Here is a 14,879-nt window from a genome sequence, read left to right on the forward strand (position 1 = left end):
TCGCGGGCGGCCGTCGCGACTCAGAATCCGTAGAGCCGCCCCGGATTGTCGACCAGGATCTTTTTGCGCACATCCGCATCCGGTGCCCACACCGGAAGCTGGTTGAGCAGGCGGCCGTCATCGATCTGGTAGAGAGGCGCGATGTCGGTGGCTTTCCGTCCCTCGACATGGCTCGAATCCGGATGCGGCCAGTCGGTGCCCCAGACGATGCGATCCGGATTGGCCTCAATCAGCGCGCGCGCAAAGGGCACCATGTCCTGATAGTCCGGCGCGAGTTTTGACGAGCGATAGGCGCCGGAGATCTTCACATAGACCTTGCCGGATTTGACGAGCGCGACCAGGTCGGAAAATCCCGGCTGCTCCAGCCCGAGCGAAGCCTCGAGGCCGCCGAAATGATCGAACACCGCGGGCACGGGCGCGGCCAGCACCAGGTCCTTGATCGCCGAGATCATCGGCAGCGTGGTGTAGAGCTGCACGTGCCAGCCGCGCGCCTTCATGCGCTCGACGGCCGCAGTGAAGCGGGCCCGGCCGACATTGGGATCGCTGATGCCGCCGGTCGCAAGGTTGATGCGGATGCCGCGGAAGCCTTCCTGCTGCATCGCATCGAGCTGCGCGTCGGTCGTCTTGTCGTCGATCACGGCGACCCCGCGCGCGGTTCCGCCACGCGCCTTCATGCCGAACAGAGTGGAGGAGTTGTCGGTGCCGTAGACGCTTGGCGTCACGATCACCACGCGCTCGATATGCAGCGCCTTGTGCAGCGCGGCCATTTCTTCAGGGCTCGCCAGCTCCGGCGTATAGACGCGGCCTGCGAAGAACGGAAACTTTTCGGGATCGCCATGGATGTGGGTGTGGCAGTCGCAGGCATCCGCCGGAACGTCGAAATTGACCGGCGTCGCGGGCTGCGACGCGCGGGCGTGGGCTTTGCTGGTCATGGCTACTCCGGCGGCAAGTGAGGCAAGCAGGACGCTGCGTCGGTCGAGCATGGTTTCTCTCCCTGCTTCGTTATTTGGAGGTTGGACCGAGACAGTATCACATCAGCCCGGCAATCGCTCCGCTTCGCTGCATAGCTGCTCGACAAGGTTCGCAAGCGGGTGTGAGCCGTCAACGCGCACGACCGGGCAGGGCAGGCCCGCGAGCCAGGCCTCATCTCTTGCGAGACTGCGGCCCTCGCGATCGCCGGCTTCGTAGCGCGAGGCCCATTCGACGAACGACTCCGTCTCCTCATGACGCCAGCCGCCCTGTGCGACGGCATCAGCTCCGAAATGCGCAGCCTCGCGGCCACGCAGGCGCTGCAAGCGAAGCTCGCGCGGCGTCGTCACAGAGACGACAAGATCGAAGAACGGGACGAGCTCGTTGCCCCAGCCGGTGACGGTTCCGCTCAGCACCCAATCGAGACGCGGCAGAAACATCTCGCGCATCAGGCGCAGGCGCTCTGCGGCGGGGCGCGTCGTCTGGTAGGGCGGCGCGGTCGGCAGCCAGAAATAATCATCGCTGTCGTGATGCGGAAGCGCAAGCCGCCCGGCGAGCGCGCGACCGAGCGTCGTCACGCCGGAGCCCGAAGCTCCCATCAGATGGATGCGGCGGCTCTTCATGGGCACCGGGGCCAGAAGATTGAAACTACTGCCCCGACGGCGTGCGCAGGCCGTGCCAGGCGTCGCGGACCTGCTGGTAGTGCACCTCCGGCAGGTAGTCCGGCGTGTTCAGGCTCAAGGTCTTGACGTCGAGATGGCCGACGGCGCTGAGTAGCGTGTAGGAGGCGATCACGCGGTCGCGCAGCGCGCCGATCAGACGGGCCTTGGCCTGGATCAGATCGGCCTGCGAGTTCAGCACGTCCACCGTCGTGCGCTGTCCGCCGGCGGCCTCGCGCTGCACGCCCTGGAGCGCGACGGTCGCCGCCTTCACTTCGGACTCGGAGGCCGAGACCGCGATCTTGGCGCCTTCGTTCGCAACCCAGGCGCTGACCGCCGCGGTGCGGGCCTGATTGCGCACCTGGTCGAGCACGAGCCGGCTCTGAGCGGTGATCTCCTTGGCCTGCCGGGTCTGCGCGGCGGCCTGGCCGCCGTCATAGATCGGCGCGGTGACGTTGGCGACGATCGAGGCCTGGTCCTCTGCGAACGTGCCGAGTGTGGGGTCGTTGTTGCGGCTTTTGCTGGCGCTGCCCTGGATGCTGGCGCTCGGCAGCAGGGCGCCTTCCGCGACGCGGATGTTGGTGGAGGCGACATCGACGTCGAAGCCTGCCGCCATCACGGCTGGATGCTGACGGATCGCCATTGTCAGCGCATCCTCGCGGCTCTTCGGCAGATAGCGGTCGACCACTTCGGCGGCCCGAAGCTGCGATGGCGCATTGCCGATCACCTGCGCGTATATTGCCTGGCTCACCGCGAGCGCGACTTCGGCGGCATTGAGGTCGGAGAGCCCGCGGTTGAGACGGGCCTCGGCCTGCGCGGTGTCGGTCGGCGTGACGTCGCCGGCGTTGAGGCGGCGCTGGGTGACGGAAAGCGTCTCGCGCAGGAAGGCGACGTTGGAGCGCTGCGCCTCCACCAGCGACTGATTCGCCAGCACATTGGTGTAGGCGGTGACCGCGTCGAGCAGCACGCCCTGGCCGACATTGCGCAGCGCCTCGCGGCCCGACTGCACCTGGAGCTCGGCGGCCCGCACGTTATTGGCGGTGCGGAAGCCGTTGAACAGGGTCTGCGTCACGGTGACGCCGATGACCCATGGCGTCAGATTGGCGGTCTGGATCGTGTTGTTGGGCAACAGGTTGCGCACCGACTGCAAGCCGGCGCTGAGGCTTGCAACGAGTTGCGGCCGGTAGCCGGCGAGCGCCTGCGGCACGTTCTCATCGGTCGCACGCTGCCGCGCGCGCTCGGCATTGAGCTGCGGGTTGGTCTGGTAGGCCTTGGCCAGCGCCTCCGGCAGGGCTTCGGCCCCGGCGGCCGAGGGCAGGGCGCAACAGAGCGCCAGCGCGGTCCATGTCGCAAGCACAGGACCCACGCCCGATCGATGCCGCGTCATCACGCGACCAACTCTGGCGGCACGCCCAATCATGTAATCCCGCTAAACCCCGGCTGTCCGCCCCCGCCGACGGGGCCTCTTAACTGTTTAACCAGCCGGGGTCCCGCAGGCAAACTGCCGCGGGGAAAACCCCCATGTATTCCGTGCTTGTTGCAGGCGCGTCACAGGGGTTGTGCGGGAAAGCGTCAGAGCCTTACACCGGCCTGACCAGGTGCTGCCTCAGCGGTTCTTGTTCACCGGTTTGCGCTTCTCGATGAACGCGGCCATGCCCTCGGAGCGGTCTTCCAGCGCGAAGGTCGAGTGGAACAGGTTGCGCTCGACGCTCATGCCCTCGGCGAGCGTGGTCTCGAAGGCGCGGTTCACCGCTTCCTTGGCCAGGGCGACGGCGGGCCGTGACATCGACGCGATCTTTTCGGCGGCAGCCATCACCTCGTCCATGAGCTTGTCGGCGGGCACGATGCGGCTGACAAGGCCGCTTCGCTCGGCTTCCGCCGCATCCATCATGCGGCCGGTGAGGCAGAGGTCCATCGCCTTGGACTTGCCGATCGCGCGGGTCAGGCGCTGGGTGCCGCCGATGCCGGGAATGGTGCCGAGCGTGATTTCGGGCTGGCCGAACTTGGCGGTGTCGGCGGCGATGATGAAGTCGCACATCATGGCGAGCTCGCAGCCGCCGCCGAGCGCGTAGCCCGCAACAGCGGCGATGGTCGGCTTGCGGCAGCGCGCGACGCGGTCGCCGCCGATCGCGGCGAAATCCTCGGAGAACATGTCGATGAAGCCCTTCGGCTGCATCTCCTTGATGTCGGCGCCGGCGGCAAAGGCTTTCTCGCTGCCGGTCACGACGATGCAGCCGATGGTATCATCGCCCTCGAGATCGTCGACGGCGGCCGCAATCTCGCGGAAGACGCCGAAGGAGAGCGCATTGAGCATCTTCGGCCGGTTCAGCTTGATGATGCCGACCGCGCCTTGGCTTTCGACGATGATGTGTTCGAACGTGCTCATGCTCCACCCACGCTTTTGATTGGGCGGGCAATGTGCCTGCTGCCGCAGTGGGCTTCAAGGGGCCCCGAAAAGCTGCCGGAACAAGGCCGCCCGGGACGCGCAGCCAACTGCGCGTCCCGGGCGAGGTTCGTCGGGCCAAAAGATCAGGCCAAAAGATCAGGCCAAGAACTCAGGCCAAGAGATCAGGCCATGAACATCCGCGCGGCGGAGGCCAGCGTCAGCAACGTGCCGACGCCGATGAAGATCTTGCCGATCAGGGAGCTCTGGTCCCAGGCCGAGCTCTGGTGGCTGCTCGCCATCACCGGCGCGGGTCGCGGCTGCGCGTCGGTTGCGGCGATCACCGCGTTCTGCTTCTGCGCCGGCGGGCTGTCCTGTTGCAGGGCGCGGTCGAGATCGTTGAGCTGGTCGGGCGCCACCACCTGGCTCTCGGCATTCGGGGCGGCGGTATTATCGGCCGCTGCCTGGACGTTGTCGTTGGCGCGGTCCGTCATCGCGGAGGCCGCAGCCGCGGGCGGCGTATCGGCGGCGGCGAGCTGAGCCTTAGCGTTGGCGACCTCCGGCGGCATCTGGCTCGAGGCCGGCACATCGCCACCAGCCTTGTTGTCGGCCTTGCTGTCAGCCCTGGCCGCGTCGGACTTTGCCGCAGCGTCCGTCTTGCCGGCCTTGTCGTCGGAGGACTTCTGCGCCGTCTTGCTGCTGGTGCGGCGCGCAGAGTGACGCCGGTGCTTGCTCGGCTGGACTGCATCAGCCTGTTTGCCTGCGCTGTCCGATGGGCTGCTCGCAGCCGAACTCGGCGCCGCCTGTGCAGCGCCTCCGAACAGCAGGAAAAGCCCGGCCAAAAGAATCAGGGCAGCGCGCCCGCTGGCTTTGATCATGTTGACGATCTCCCCAATCCACCCATGCCCGGACCGAACAGAGACGCCGTGGCGTGACGATAGCGGGGCAAAAAATGGGAATCTTCGGGCTAGACCGGGCAAAAACGGGGCAAGCCGCCCCTTCGCGGCCGGCCGCCGGATGCGGACGGGACCGATCGGTGTTATGAGCCGTCGCGGATTTCCACGGCCGCATTGGACGGTGGCACAGCATCTATCACGAAACCGTGATCGTACCGGTGCCGGCGTAACAAATTGAAAGAGCGGCCGAATTGCATGATGAGGGCGCGGGTGCGCGGACGTGAGGACGAATGGACCGGCCTGATGCGGTCGGCCATGGCGGGCGATGATGCGGCGTATCATCGCCTGTTGAAGGCGGTCACGCCGGTGCTGCGCGCTGCCGCGAGGCGCGGGCTGGCGCGGGCCGGCCAGCCTCCCGACCAGGCCGAGGATATCGTGCAGGAGATTCTGTTGGCGGTGCATCTGAAGCGGCACACCTGGGACAGCGAAGCCCCCTTCGCACCCTGGCTGTTCGCGATCGCCCGCAACAAGCTGATCGATGCGCTAAGACGACGTGGCCGGCGGGTCTTCGTCAACATCGATGATTTCGCCGAGACCCTGCCGGGCGAGACGCCGCAGGAGACTGCTTCGGCGGGCGAGGTCACGGCGCAGCTCAACACGCTGCCGCAGCGCCAGCGCGACGTGTTGCAGTCGATCGCGGTCGACAGCGCGTCGATCAAGGACACGGCGGCAAAGTTTTCGATGAGCGAGGGCGCAGTACGGGTCGCGCTGCATCGCGGACTTGCGGCGCTCACGGCCAAACTGCGGGACCACTAGTCATGGATACCGATCAACTCATTCGCTCGCTTGCGGCCGACAACGCCCATCGCACCCCGCGCGTCGGCGCCGTGCTGACCATGGCGCTCCTGGTCGCCGCGCCGCTGTCGATCCTGATCTTCGCGACGTTCCTCGGCGTGCGGCCCGACGTGATGAGCGCCATGCATAACCCGTTCTTCGACATGAAGTTCGCGGTGACGCTGTCGCTCGCGATCCCCGCGATCATCGTCAGCCTGCATCTGTCGCGGCCCGAGGCCTTGCTGCGCGGCTGGGGCTGGTTGTTGCTGCTTCCCGTCGGCCTTCTTGCGGTCGCGATCGGCGGCGAGACGATGATGGCGCCGGCCATGCCGATGTCGATGCGCTTGATGGGCAAGAACTCCAGGGTTTGCCTGCTGGCGATCCCGGCGATGTCGCTGCCGCTGCTGGCGGGAGCGCTGTTCGGCCTGCGCCACGGCGCGCCATCGCACCCCGCGCTCGCCGGTGCGCTCGCCGGCCTGGTGTCGGCCGGGCTCGCCGCGACTCTCTACGCCTCGCACTGCACCGACGACTCGCCGCTGTTCGTCGCGACCTGGTACACGATCGCGACCGCCCTGGTAGCCGCGATCGGAGCGGCGGTTGGGGCGAGGGTGTTGCGGTATTAGGCCGCGGGCGTCGTGCCGTGCTGCATGCGGTGGAAACGCAGCACCTGCTGCGCGGTCGATGAGCGCAGGGCCTCGTAGGTATCGCGCAGCGTCAGCATGTCGGTCTGCGAGCCGCCCGAGAGCTTTTCGCGCAGGGCGATGATTGCGCGCACGCTCGCCCACGACATGCCCGCGACCTTGGCGAGGATCATCACGCCCTCGGTGCGGCTCTCGATCATCATGTTCTCGGCGGTCTCGACCGCAACGCCGGCGAGCGCCGCGAGGCCCGCATTGGTCTCGTCGAACTTGCCTTGCTCGGCGAACGCGGTGACCTGGAATTCGTTGAGGCGGCCGTCCTCGTGGAGCGACTTCACCAGCGCGCGCGCTATCTCGGTTTGCCGGGTCATGGCCGCGGCGCGGACCCGCTGGGCCGCTTCCTGGACCACGCTCGACACCTCGTCCGCGAGCTCCGGATGCGCGGCCTCGAGCTTCCTGCGCACGCTCAGGGACGCCTTCGCGACCAGCTTCAGGTAGTGATGGCGCGGCAGGTCGGGCCGCAGGCCGATGCATGTGGCGAGGTCGTCATCGCGCTCGGCCCGCGTGACGAGGTCGGAGAGGCTGTCCTCGGAGAGCTGTGCGCCGGGATTGCCGACGGTCGATTGCACGACGTCCTCGTTGCCGCGCGTCACCAGCACGTCGGTGAGTGCTGCCGACAGCACCCGCCGCAGCGAGATCGCCTTCAGATGCGCCTGACCCCGCGTGCGCGCGATCTCGATCAGGGTCGCCTCGTCCAGCCGTTCCGATTTCGACAGCACCGGTCCTGCGACCTCGATCACCTCGTCGAGCGCGAGCGTGCGGATGATCTTCGGCGGTGCCGCCGCGATCGGTGCGAGGCGGTCGGCGAGCAGCGTCCTCGCCGAGGTCTCGATCTGTTCGATCAGGCACTGGAATACGTCGTCGAACACGCGGATGTGCTCGTCGGAGTAATCCACTGCATTGCCCACGAACAGATCGGTGACGCGGCGCAGCGCCTCGACCCGGCGCACAACGGTGCCGTGCGAGAGCGCAGCCTGCAATTCCTCGAGCAGGTTCTCGGATGGTCTGGCGGATCTGGATATCATTGCCCTGTCCTGGAGCGTTTGGTCCGGCGGCGGCTTCTCACGTGCCGGAGAAAATGGGTTGGTCAGTTCGTTGCAATACGGTTGCGGCCTTGCGCCTTGGCTGAATAGAGCGCGCTGTCGGCGCGCGCGAGAAACGTGTCGGCAGTATCAACGTCGCGCAGCGTCACGACGCCCGCGGAAATCGTCACGCGCATGCCGGGGGAGAATGCGCTCCAGTCGAGATCGGCGACGATGCTGCGCAAGCGCTCGAGCATGCGCGAGGCCGCCTCGCCGTCGGTGTCCGGCAGCAACAGCAGGAATTCCTCGCCGCCGTAGCGGCCGAAGCAGTCGGTCGGGCGGATGTTGGCGAATATGGTGATCGCGAAGGTGCGCAGCACCTCGTCGCCGATGGGATGGCCGTGGGCATCGTTGATGCGCTTGAACCAGTCGAGATCAATCAGCGCGATCGTGCAAGATGTCGATGCCCGCCGCGACTTGTCCATCTCGGCGTCGAGCAGTCGCATGATGCAGCGGCGGTTGTAGGAGCCGGTCAGCTCGTCGAGCTCGGCCAGTTCCTCGATGCGCTGATAGGCAGCCTTCAGCTCGATGCTGCGCTGGTACAGGATCTTGCGTAGCGTGGCGCCGAACAGGCCGAGGAAGGCGCACTGGCCGATCACCAGCACGAAGCACAGCATCGAGGCGGTCCGCTGCAGCCGGGTAGCAACGGGCATGCCGATCGGCAGGTCGGAGGCGAGGAAGACGGCGGCAAGGCCGATGGCCGCGAGCGTCCAGGTGATCATCGCCTGGGCCGAGGTCATGCGCAGCGTGCCGAAGGCGAAGATCAGGAACAGCACGCAGATGAAGGCGATGCCGATGGTCGGGACCGACAGCAGGAACACGAATTGCAGCGCCATATGCGCCGAGATCTGGAAGACGGTGAGGTAGTGGTCGGTGAATCTGTCGCCGATGCCGGCTTCCGACAGCACGGTGAACGTGCCGATGATCAGGAGGCCGCCGAACCAGAACAGCGAGGCAATGTCGACCGAGATCGTGCCGTCATAGGCGTAGATCAGCAGGACCGAGGCGCCGAGCGAGTAGCTCGCCACCTGGCCGACATACATCTGGCGGCGCTGCCGGGCCCGGCGCTCCCGGACTTCGGGGGCCGCCGCCTCGGGCGCGAGAACGAGTTCCGCGACCTCAGCGGCATTCCTCTCCGGAAAGGACGTCGCGGCCGTGTTCATGGTCCCGCCAATGGTGGATGTCAGCCCAAAAATCTACGTGGCAAGCCTTTAGGTTTGGTATCCTTTGAAAGCGAATCCGAACCGTGCAGCGCAGAACAGGGTGATGTCGGTCGCTGGGGGAATTTGCCGGCGATTAGGCATCGTTTGCGATGCGGTCGAGCCAAAGCAGGCCTTCGTGAGACATACGTCGTGCAGGACTGCTATGGAACCGAACTTGGTCGGCCCGCCCGTGACCGGGCAGGCGTTCCGCAGGGAAATGTTGCAGTATTATGTTACCGATCTGGATCCAAACGGCCGACCCGCACGGGCGGGACAGGAAAAATCCGCGTATGTGGGGTAGATCACACAAGCTCCCGTATGACTGCGGTAGGTTGAACAATTTTGCACCTTCCGTCGAACCGTCCGCTGCATCGACCCGACCAACCTTGCGAGACGGCCTTTGAGCGTGACACAGGCGGCTTCGGACGAGATCCTCATCGCCAGGATCGCTCAGGGTGACCGGCTTGCCATGCAGGTGCTGTACGGGCGGCACCATGTCAGGGTCTACAGGTTCGGCCTCAGGCTCGTACGGGACGAGCAGGCGGCGGAAGACCTCATCAGCGAGGTGTTTCTCGACGTCTGGCGTCAAGCCGGCAAGTTCGAGGGTCGATCCGCAGTTTCCACTTGGCTGCTGGCCATTACCCGATTCAAGGCCCTCTCGGCGCTCCGGCGCAGGAAGGACTTTGAGTTGGACGAAGACGCCGCGAACGCGATTGAGGATACGTCCGACAATCCGGAAACGGTGGTGCAGAAGAAGGATACCAGTGAAGCGTTGCGGGAGTGTCTGACGGGCCTCTCGCCGGAACACCGGGAAATCGTCGATCTCGTCTACTACCACGAGAAGTCCGTGGAAGAAGTGGCCGAAATCGTCGGGATACCGGAGAACACTGTAAAGACGCGCTTGTTCTATGCGCGCAAGAAACTGGCCGAACTGCTGAAGGCAGCCGGCGTTGAGCGAGGCTGGCCATGATGGCTTTGAGCAAAAAGATGCTGGAGCAAGAGCCCAGTGAGATTGAACTGCTGCTGCCGTGGCACGCGGCCGGCACGCTGAACGCGCGCGACGCCCGCCGCGTCGAGGACGCGCTGGCGCGTGATCCCGAGCTCGCGAAACAATATGCCGCGATCCGCGGCGAGTACGAAGAGACCATCCATCTGAACGAGAGCCTGGGGGCTCCGTCGGCACGCGCGATGCAGAAGCTGTTCGGCGCGATCGACGCCGAGCCGGCGCGTGAGACCGGATCGCTGCCGCTGTCGGCGCGCATCGCGACCTTCTTCGCGAGCCTGTCGCCGCGGACCCTGGCCTGGTCGGCGAGCCTCGGTGCAGTCGCGCTCGTGCTCCAGGCCGGCATCATCGGCGCGGTGCTGATGAAGACCCAGCCCACGACCTTCCAGACCGCCTCGCTTTCGACCAGCGCGCCGATCACGCGCGAGCTTGGCGCTGCCGTTGCGCCGGCGCGCGCGCTGGTGCGCTTCACGCCCGAGGCGCGGGTCGCCGACATCACGGCGCTGCTCGACAGCTACCAGGCCTCGATCATCGGGGATGCCAAGGGCGGCATGTTCCGCCTCCAGTTCGACAAGGCGATGAGCCAGGAGGAACTCGCCTCGCTGCTCGGCAGGATGCAGCGCGAGAAGTTCGTCAACCTCGCCGTCGCGGCGCCGTAAGGCGCCGCTGAACCGATGACGCGCAAGTCCGAGAGTAAGTCGCGAGCCGGGGCCTACGCTTCGTCGGTCGGAGCCGCGCTCCTGCTCGCCGCCAGTCTCGGCGTCGAGGTTGCGCAGGCGCAGGCGATCATGCGCACGCCCACGATCAGCGTTCCCTCGCGCACGCCGACCATCTCTCCCAACGTCGCTGCGCGGGCGGTGAGCATTGATCGCGGCCCGCGCACGATGACGACCGCACGTATCTCTACGCCCCGAATAGGGCCGGCGCCGGTGCTGCCTTATGCGCGCTACTCGCCGAACCTGTATCCGTCCTGCACGGCACCGTACCGCGACGCCGACGGCGAATGCCTGGCGCAGCCAAATACAGGCGGTGACGGCGCCGGCAAGCCCGGCAAGAAGAGCGCGGGCAAGGGGCGCGGCAACAACACGCCCGTCGCCCTGAACCAGCGCATCTTCGCAGGCGAATTCGTCGCCGAGATCGACGGCGCGCTATCGGTGACCGAAGCCGATGAGCTCGCGCGTCGCCACGGCCTCGCGCGCGTCGCGTCCGAGAATTTCCCGCTGATCGGGGCGACCTTCGGCCTGTTCCGCATCACCGACGGCCGGCCCGCCGAGACGGTGCGGCGCGAATTCGCCGCCGACGGCAGCGTGCGCTCGGTCCAGCCCAACTTCCGCTACGTGCTCCAGGACCAGAAATCCTCCGTGCCGACCGAGGGCGATCCGGCGCAATATGTGCTGACAAAGCTCCGCCTCCCGCAGGCGCACACGCTGGCGCACGGCGCCAACGTGACGGTTGCCGTGATCGACTCCGGCATCGACGCCAAACATCCCGAGCTCGCCAATTCCATCGCCGACAATTTCGACGCGCTCGGCAGCGCCGAGGGCCCGCATATTCACGGCACCGGCATCGCCGGGGCGATCGTGGCGCATGCCCGGCTGATGGGCAGCGCGCCCGAGGCGCGCATCATCGCGATCCGCGCCTTCGGCGGCACCACGGGTGGCGCCGAGAGCTCGTCCTATATCATCCTGCGCTCGTTGAACTACGCCGCCGAGCATGGCGCGCAGATCGTCAATATGAGCTTTGCTGGTCCGAAGGATGCCGTGATCGAGCGGGCCATCGCGGCGACCGCGGCGCGCGGCCTCGTGCTGATCGCGGCCGCCGGCAATGCGGGTGCGAAATCGCCGCCGCTCTATCCCGCCGCCAATCCCAACGTGATCGCGGTCAGCGCGACCGACCAGCAGGACAAGCTGTTCACCGCCTCGAACCGCGGCAACTACATCGCGCTGGCGGCGCCGGGCGTCGACATCTTCCTGCCGGCGCCGGAAGGCAAATACCAGATGACGTCGGGAACCTCGTTCTCGGCGGCCTATGTCTCCGGCGTCGCGGCGCTGCTGCTCGAGCGCAACTACGCGCTCAAGCCGGAGGCGCTGCGCATGACGCTTGCGAAGACCGCGCGCGATCTCGGCTCACCCGGGCGTGATGATCTGTTCGGCGACGGCGAGGCCGATGCGTTTGCCGCGGTCATGGCTGTCCCCGCCGACAGCGCGACGCCGGTTGCGGCCGCGTCCGGTACAACAAAACGTGAAGATGGGCAGCCACGTCGCGACGAGCCCGGCATCCGCGCGATCGAGCAGCCCTCGCTGTCGAGCTCGGATGATAAATCCACGATTTCTCAGGTGGATAGGCCGGCGACGCGATAGGCGCTGCGACAACTTTGCGCGCGGGCCGAAGGTTAAATAATCGAACGCCGCATTGAACGTTCAGCCGGCTGCCACGACCAAATTATGTGGGAGCGGTCATCCCTCCCCATCAGTCATATCAGGCGCGAGCGCCCATCCACCCCAAGCGCCCATATGGCTCGACCCGTCCGGTTGTCCCCCCGGACGGGTCTTTTCTTTTCGGGGCATCCGATTCCTTGAAGCCGTGTTTGAGATCAGCTTCCGGTAGAGCGATCGCGCTTGCGTTCGTCGTCATCGGTCGGCCGGCATCCCGCACGCCCGCTATGCTTGTGCGAAGCTTGACTCGAAAACACAGCAAATCTCCGCACGACTACGGTCTTTGACGACGAACGAGGTGTCGTTGCTGGACAAGTCAAAACTTTTCCACAAAATATTCATGTCGCGTCTAAATTGATTCGTGTGCGTTGCGTCCCCCGCGTCCGTATTTTTCTCCTGACGGGCTGGTCCATGACACATCGCCAAGAGTCTGTTCGCGATCTTGTTCGCGGCGCGGCTGGTAGCCGTGAGATCGCGGCACGCTGGTGCGTTCTCGCCGAACAGCGGCTGCAACATCTCTCCGAAATGTTCGAGACCGGACGCTGGCGCCGCTATCACTCCGAGATCGCATTCCTCGAAAACATCCAGGAAGCCAAGCGCGCCGTCCAGACCTGGCGCGCCATCGCCACCGGCGGGGACGTTGCCGCGGCGGCCGCGAGCGTCACCCCCGCATTCGGCTGGTCGCCGGCGACGATGCCCCGCATGGCGCCGCGCGAGCAGCAGGCCCAGACCATGCAGCCGAAGGCCGTCCACATCGCCCCCGAGACCGCCGTGCCGGTCAGGCTCGCCCCCACGCCGAATGTGCTCGCCGAGGTGACCGAAGCCCCGCTCGTGCCGCTCGCTCCCAGCGCACCGCTCGCGGCGCCCGCTGCGGTGGCATCGTTCACTGCACCCGCCGCCGTCCCCCCGCTCAAGGCTCCCGCGGCGAGGGCGCTGCCGACGGTACCTGTCGTGAGGACGCCGTCCGCAGCGCCTGCTGCGTTGGCGCCGCGCACCGCGCCTCCCGTGAGGTCGCCGTTCGCCGAACCCGCTGCAATAGCATCGGTTGCCGCACCTGCAGTGAAGGCGCCTGCCGCGGTGGCAACGCTGCTGCAGCAATTCTCGCCCCCGGCGGACGAAATCGTCGCCGCCCCCGAGCGCGTCGTCGAATTCACCCTCAGCCTCGACGGCATCGAAGCGAAATACCCGCTGCTGCGGAATACGTTCTAAGAGGAAAGGTGAGGCGGCCGCGCCTTTTCAAACCCGTCATCCTGAGGTGTGAGGCATGGGACGCAACGCGTCCCATGGGGAGCCTCGAAGGATGAGCGGCCCGTCCGCTGCCGCGCATCTACCGCCGCACCGCGTTCCCGCCGACCATCACCTGCGCAAAGCGCTGCGCGCCGTCCGCCGCCAGATCCGCCGTCACCGCGCGCGCGTGATCGAGGCCGACCACAGCGCCGCGCGGGGTCTCGGAGATCATGTTGTTGTTGACGAGCGCGGTGCCGGCGCCCGGCACCACGGAGACGCCGATTCCGGCCAGCGCCTTGCGGATCACGTTGCCCGTGATCGCGACGTCGCGCAGATATTTGCCCCAGCCGGCGACGATGCCGTAGGACGGCACGTTCTCGATCACGTTGCCGGTCACCGAGGTATCCGCCTCGATGTAGATGCCGACGCCGGCATCGTCGTCAGGCGCGGTGCCGATCGGCCGCTTCGGGATCAGATTGCGGATGATGTTGCCCTGGACCACCGCGATGCGGCCGCCCTCGTTGAAATTGCAGACGGAGACACCGACGGCGGCGCCGTCCACAATGTTGTTGGCGATCACCGCCGCCTCGAACGCGAACTCGGAATAGAGCGCGACCTCGCGCACATCGCTGACGCTGTTGCCTGTGATGTGGATGTTGGAGGCGGAATTGCCGCGCACCGCGGAATAGTCGCAATTTTTGATGCGGTTGCCGCGCACGATCACATTGCCGGCGCGGAAGGCGTTGATGGCGTTGCCGTACTGGCCGGAGCCGCCGGGGCCGGCCTTGATGTCCTCGATGCGGTTGTCTGCGACCAGCGTGCCGTCATCGCCGATCGCGCTGCGCAGGATCTCGATGCCGTTGTCGTTGGTGCCGATGATGGTGTTGCGGGCGACGCTGAGGCCCTTGGCGTCGAACGAGACCACGGCCGTCACCGCGATGCTGGTGAAGATGTTGCCGGAGATATCGCCTGAGATCTGCTCGAGCCAGATGCCGCTGCCGCCGGAGCCTGTGATCTCGCAATCGGTGATGCGGACGTCGCGGCCGCCGAGAACGTGGATCAGTCCGCGCCGTGTCGGCAGCGGGATGCCGCCACCGTCGAAGGTGATGCCGGAAAGGCCGATTGCATCGGCGCCGTCGCTCTGGATCGCCGACGGCCCGCCGGTGAAGACGAATTTCGTCGCGCCGCGCACGCCGATCAGTTGTGTGCCGTTCGGCAGCCGTAGCAATCCGCTGCGGTAGACGCCTGGCGGCAGCGCCAGCGGCATCTGCGCTCGCGCGGCCTCGTCGATGGCGCGCTGGAGTCCGCGGGTCTGGTCCTCGCTGCTGCCGGGCCGCACGCCATATTGCGTGGCATCGCGGCCGAGCAGCGACGTCAGCGGCGCCGCGCGCGCAGCGTCGGCCGGCATGGCCAGCGCGCCGGCGATGCCGGCGGTCGAGGCTCCGATGAGATGACGCCGGTTGAGGTCCATGGATGCGTCCTCCGGCGGAC

14 protein-coding genes are annotated in these 14,879 nt (G+C 66.6%); 6 read left to right on the plus strand and 8 right to left on the minus strand.

Translation table 11 applies throughout. From position 1 onward, the window contains the following. Positions 1–20: 20 nt before the first annotated feature. The 5 genes from ACE10W_RS11980 to ACE10W_RS12000 all read right to left on the minus strand — a co-directional run bounded on the left by ACE10W_RS11980 (position 21) and on the right by ACE10W_RS12000 (position 4,889). Entirely contained in the window at positions 21–983 is a 963-nt protein-coding gene (locus tag ACE10W_RS11980; RefSeq protein WP_304551733.1) for an amidohydrolase family protein, read from the minus strand. A gap of 51 nt (positions 984–1,034) precedes the next feature. Continuing rightward, positions 1,035–1,592, minus strand: coding sequence for a hypothetical protein (locus ACE10W_RS11985; RefSeq protein ID WP_304551735.1), 558 nt, complete (start codon positions 1,590–1,592; stop codon positions 1,035–1,037). Between the two features lie 25 nt (positions 1,593–1,617). Further along, positions 1,618–3,048, minus strand: coding sequence for a TolC family outer membrane protein (locus ACE10W_RS11990; RefSeq protein WP_028172306.1), 1,431 nt, complete (start codon positions 3,046–3,048; stop codon positions 1,618–1,620). A gap of 186 nt (positions 3,049–3,234) precedes the next feature. Beyond that, positions 3,235–4,014: an enoyl-CoA hydratase gene (locus tag ACE10W_RS11995; protein ID WP_375762598.1), complete on the minus strand. Its 780-nt coding sequence runs from the start codon at positions 4,012–4,014 to the stop codon at positions 3,235–3,237. A gap of 182 nt (positions 4,015–4,196) precedes the next feature. Beyond that, the gene (locus tag ACE10W_RS12000) at positions 4,197–4,889 is read right to left on the minus strand and encodes a hypothetical protein (RefSeq protein WP_060911156.1); all 693 of its coding nucleotides are present in this window, start codon (positions 4,887–4,889) and stop codon (positions 4,197–4,199) included. Positions 4,890–5,177: 288 nt separating this feature from the next. Here ACE10W_RS12000 and ACE10W_RS12005 point away from each other — a divergent pair, with 288 nt between their 5' ends. Continuing rightward, complete coding sequence (locus ACE10W_RS12005; RefSeq protein ID WP_028172304.1) at positions 5,178–5,723, plus strand: sigma-70 family RNA polymerase sigma factor; 546 nt, start codon at positions 5,178–5,180, stop codon at positions 5,721–5,723. A gap of 2 nt (positions 5,724–5,725) precedes the next feature. Next, on the plus strand, positions 5,726–6,364 hold the full coding sequence (locus ACE10W_RS12010) for a DUF1109 domain-containing protein (protein ID WP_304551741.1): 639 nt from the start codon (positions 5,726–5,728) through the stop codon (positions 6,362–6,364). On the opposite strand, the gene ACE10W_RS12015 is transcribed toward ACE10W_RS12010, so the two are convergent. Together ACE10W_RS12015 and ACE10W_RS12020 are read right to left on the minus strand one after the other, a co-directional pair. Next, complete coding sequence (locus ACE10W_RS12015; RefSeq protein WP_060911157.1) at positions 6,361–7,464, minus strand: DUF2336 domain-containing protein; 1,104 nt, start codon at positions 7,462–7,464, stop codon at positions 6,361–6,363. The two genes, ACE10W_RS12010 and ACE10W_RS12015, sit on opposite strands and share 4 nt — an antisense overlap. Before the next feature lie 62 nt (positions 7,465–7,526). Then, positions 7,527–8,684: a GGDEF domain-containing protein gene (locus ACE10W_RS12020; protein WP_304551744.1), complete on the minus strand. Its 1,158-nt coding sequence runs from the start codon at positions 8,682–8,684 to the stop codon at positions 7,527–7,529. Positions 8,685–9,123: 439 nt separating this feature from the next. Here ACE10W_RS12020 and ACE10W_RS12025 point away from each other — a divergent pair, with 439 nt between their 5' ends. The 4 genes from ACE10W_RS12025 (at position 9,124) to ACE10W_RS12040 (ending at position 13,370) form a co-directional block, all read left to right on the plus strand. Next, entirely contained in the window at positions 9,124–9,693 is a 570-nt protein-coding gene (locus tag ACE10W_RS12025) for a sigma-70 family RNA polymerase sigma factor (RefSeq protein WP_038965738.1), read from the plus strand. Beyond that, a complete protein-coding gene (locus tag ACE10W_RS12030; protein WP_304551746.1) occupies positions 9,690–10,385 on the plus strand; it encodes a hypothetical protein in 696 nt (231 codons plus the stop codon). The genes ACE10W_RS12025 and ACE10W_RS12030 overlap by 4 nt, the downstream gene beginning before the upstream one ends. Positions 10,386–10,400: 15 nt before the next feature. Continuing rightward, entirely contained in the window at positions 10,401–12,086 is a 1,686-nt protein-coding gene (locus ACE10W_RS12035; RefSeq protein ID WP_304551747.1) for a S8 family serine peptidase, read from the plus strand. 486 nt (positions 12,087–12,572) lie between these two features. Continuing rightward, positions 12,573–13,370 (plus strand): TIGR03809 family protein, encoded by a 798-nt coding sequence (locus tag ACE10W_RS12040; RefSeq protein WP_304551749.1) that lies wholly within the window; start codon positions 12,573–12,575, stop codon positions 13,368–13,370. Positions 13,371–13,488: 118 nt separating this feature from the next. Here ACE10W_RS12040 and ACE10W_RS12045 read toward each other — a convergent pair whose 3' ends face one another. Continuing rightward, entirely contained in the window at positions 13,489–14,859 is a 1,371-nt protein-coding gene (locus tag ACE10W_RS12045; RefSeq protein ID WP_060911162.1) for a TIGR03808 family TAT-translocated repetitive protein, read from the minus strand. Positions 14,860–14,879: the final 20 nt, after the last annotated feature.

The sequence above is a fragment of the Bradyrhizobium sp. B025 genome, from assembly GCF_042257955.1.
Classification (GTDB): domain Bacteria; phylum Pseudomonadota; class Alphaproteobacteria; order Rhizobiales; family Xanthobacteraceae; genus Bradyrhizobium; species Bradyrhizobium diazoefficiens.

What these genes read in the sequence shown, in the direction of transcription:
- ACE10W_RS11990 (WP_028172306.1), bottom strand. Translation starts at nt 3,048, where the DNA reads ATGATTGGGCGTGCCGCCAGAGTTGGTCGCGTGATGACGCGGCATCGA.
- ACE10W_RS12010 (WP_304551741.1), top strand. Translation starts at nt 5,726, where the DNA reads ATGGATACCGATCAACTCATTCGCTCGCTTGCGGCCGACAACGCCCAT.
- ACE10W_RS12030 (WP_304551746.1), top strand. Translation starts at nt 9,690, where the DNA reads ATGATGGCTTTGAGCAAAAAGATGCTGGAGCAAGAGCCCAGTGAGATT.
- ACE10W_RS11985 (WP_304551735.1), bottom strand. Translation starts at nt 1,592, where the DNA reads ATGAAGAGCCGCCGCATCCATCTGATGGGAGCTTCGGGCTCCGGCGTG.
- ACE10W_RS12045 (WP_060911162.1), bottom strand. Translation starts at nt 14,859, where the DNA reads ATGGACCTCAACCGGCGTCATCTCATCGGAGCCTCGACCGCCGGCATC.
- ACE10W_RS12035 (WP_304551747.1), top strand. Translation starts at nt 10,401, where the DNA reads ATGACGCGCAAGTCCGAGAGTAAGTCGCGAGCCGGGGCCTACGCTTCG.
- ACE10W_RS11995 (WP_375762598.1), bottom strand. Translation starts at nt 4,014, where the DNA reads ATGAGCACGTTCGAACACATCATCGTCGAAAGCCAAGGCGCGGTCGGC.
- ACE10W_RS11980 (WP_304551733.1), bottom strand. Translation starts at nt 983, where the DNA reads ATGCTCGACCGACGCAGCGTCCTGCTTGCCTCACTTGCCGCCGGAGTA.
- ACE10W_RS12015 (WP_060911157.1), bottom strand. Translation starts at nt 7,464, where the DNA reads ATGATATCCAGATCCGCCAGACCATCCGAGAACCTGCTCGAGGAATTG.
- ACE10W_RS12000 (WP_060911156.1), bottom strand. Translation starts at nt 4,889, where the DNA reads ATGATCAAAGCCAGCGGGCGCGCTGCCCTGATTCTTTTGGCCGGGCTT.
- ACE10W_RS12040 (WP_304551749.1), top strand. Translation starts at nt 12,573, where the DNA reads ATGACACATCGCCAAGAGTCTGTTCGCGATCTTGTTCGCGGCGCGGCT.
- ACE10W_RS12020 (WP_304551744.1), bottom strand. Translation starts at nt 8,684, where the DNA reads ATGAACACGGCCGCGACGTCCTTTCCGGAGAGGAATGCCGCTGAGGTC.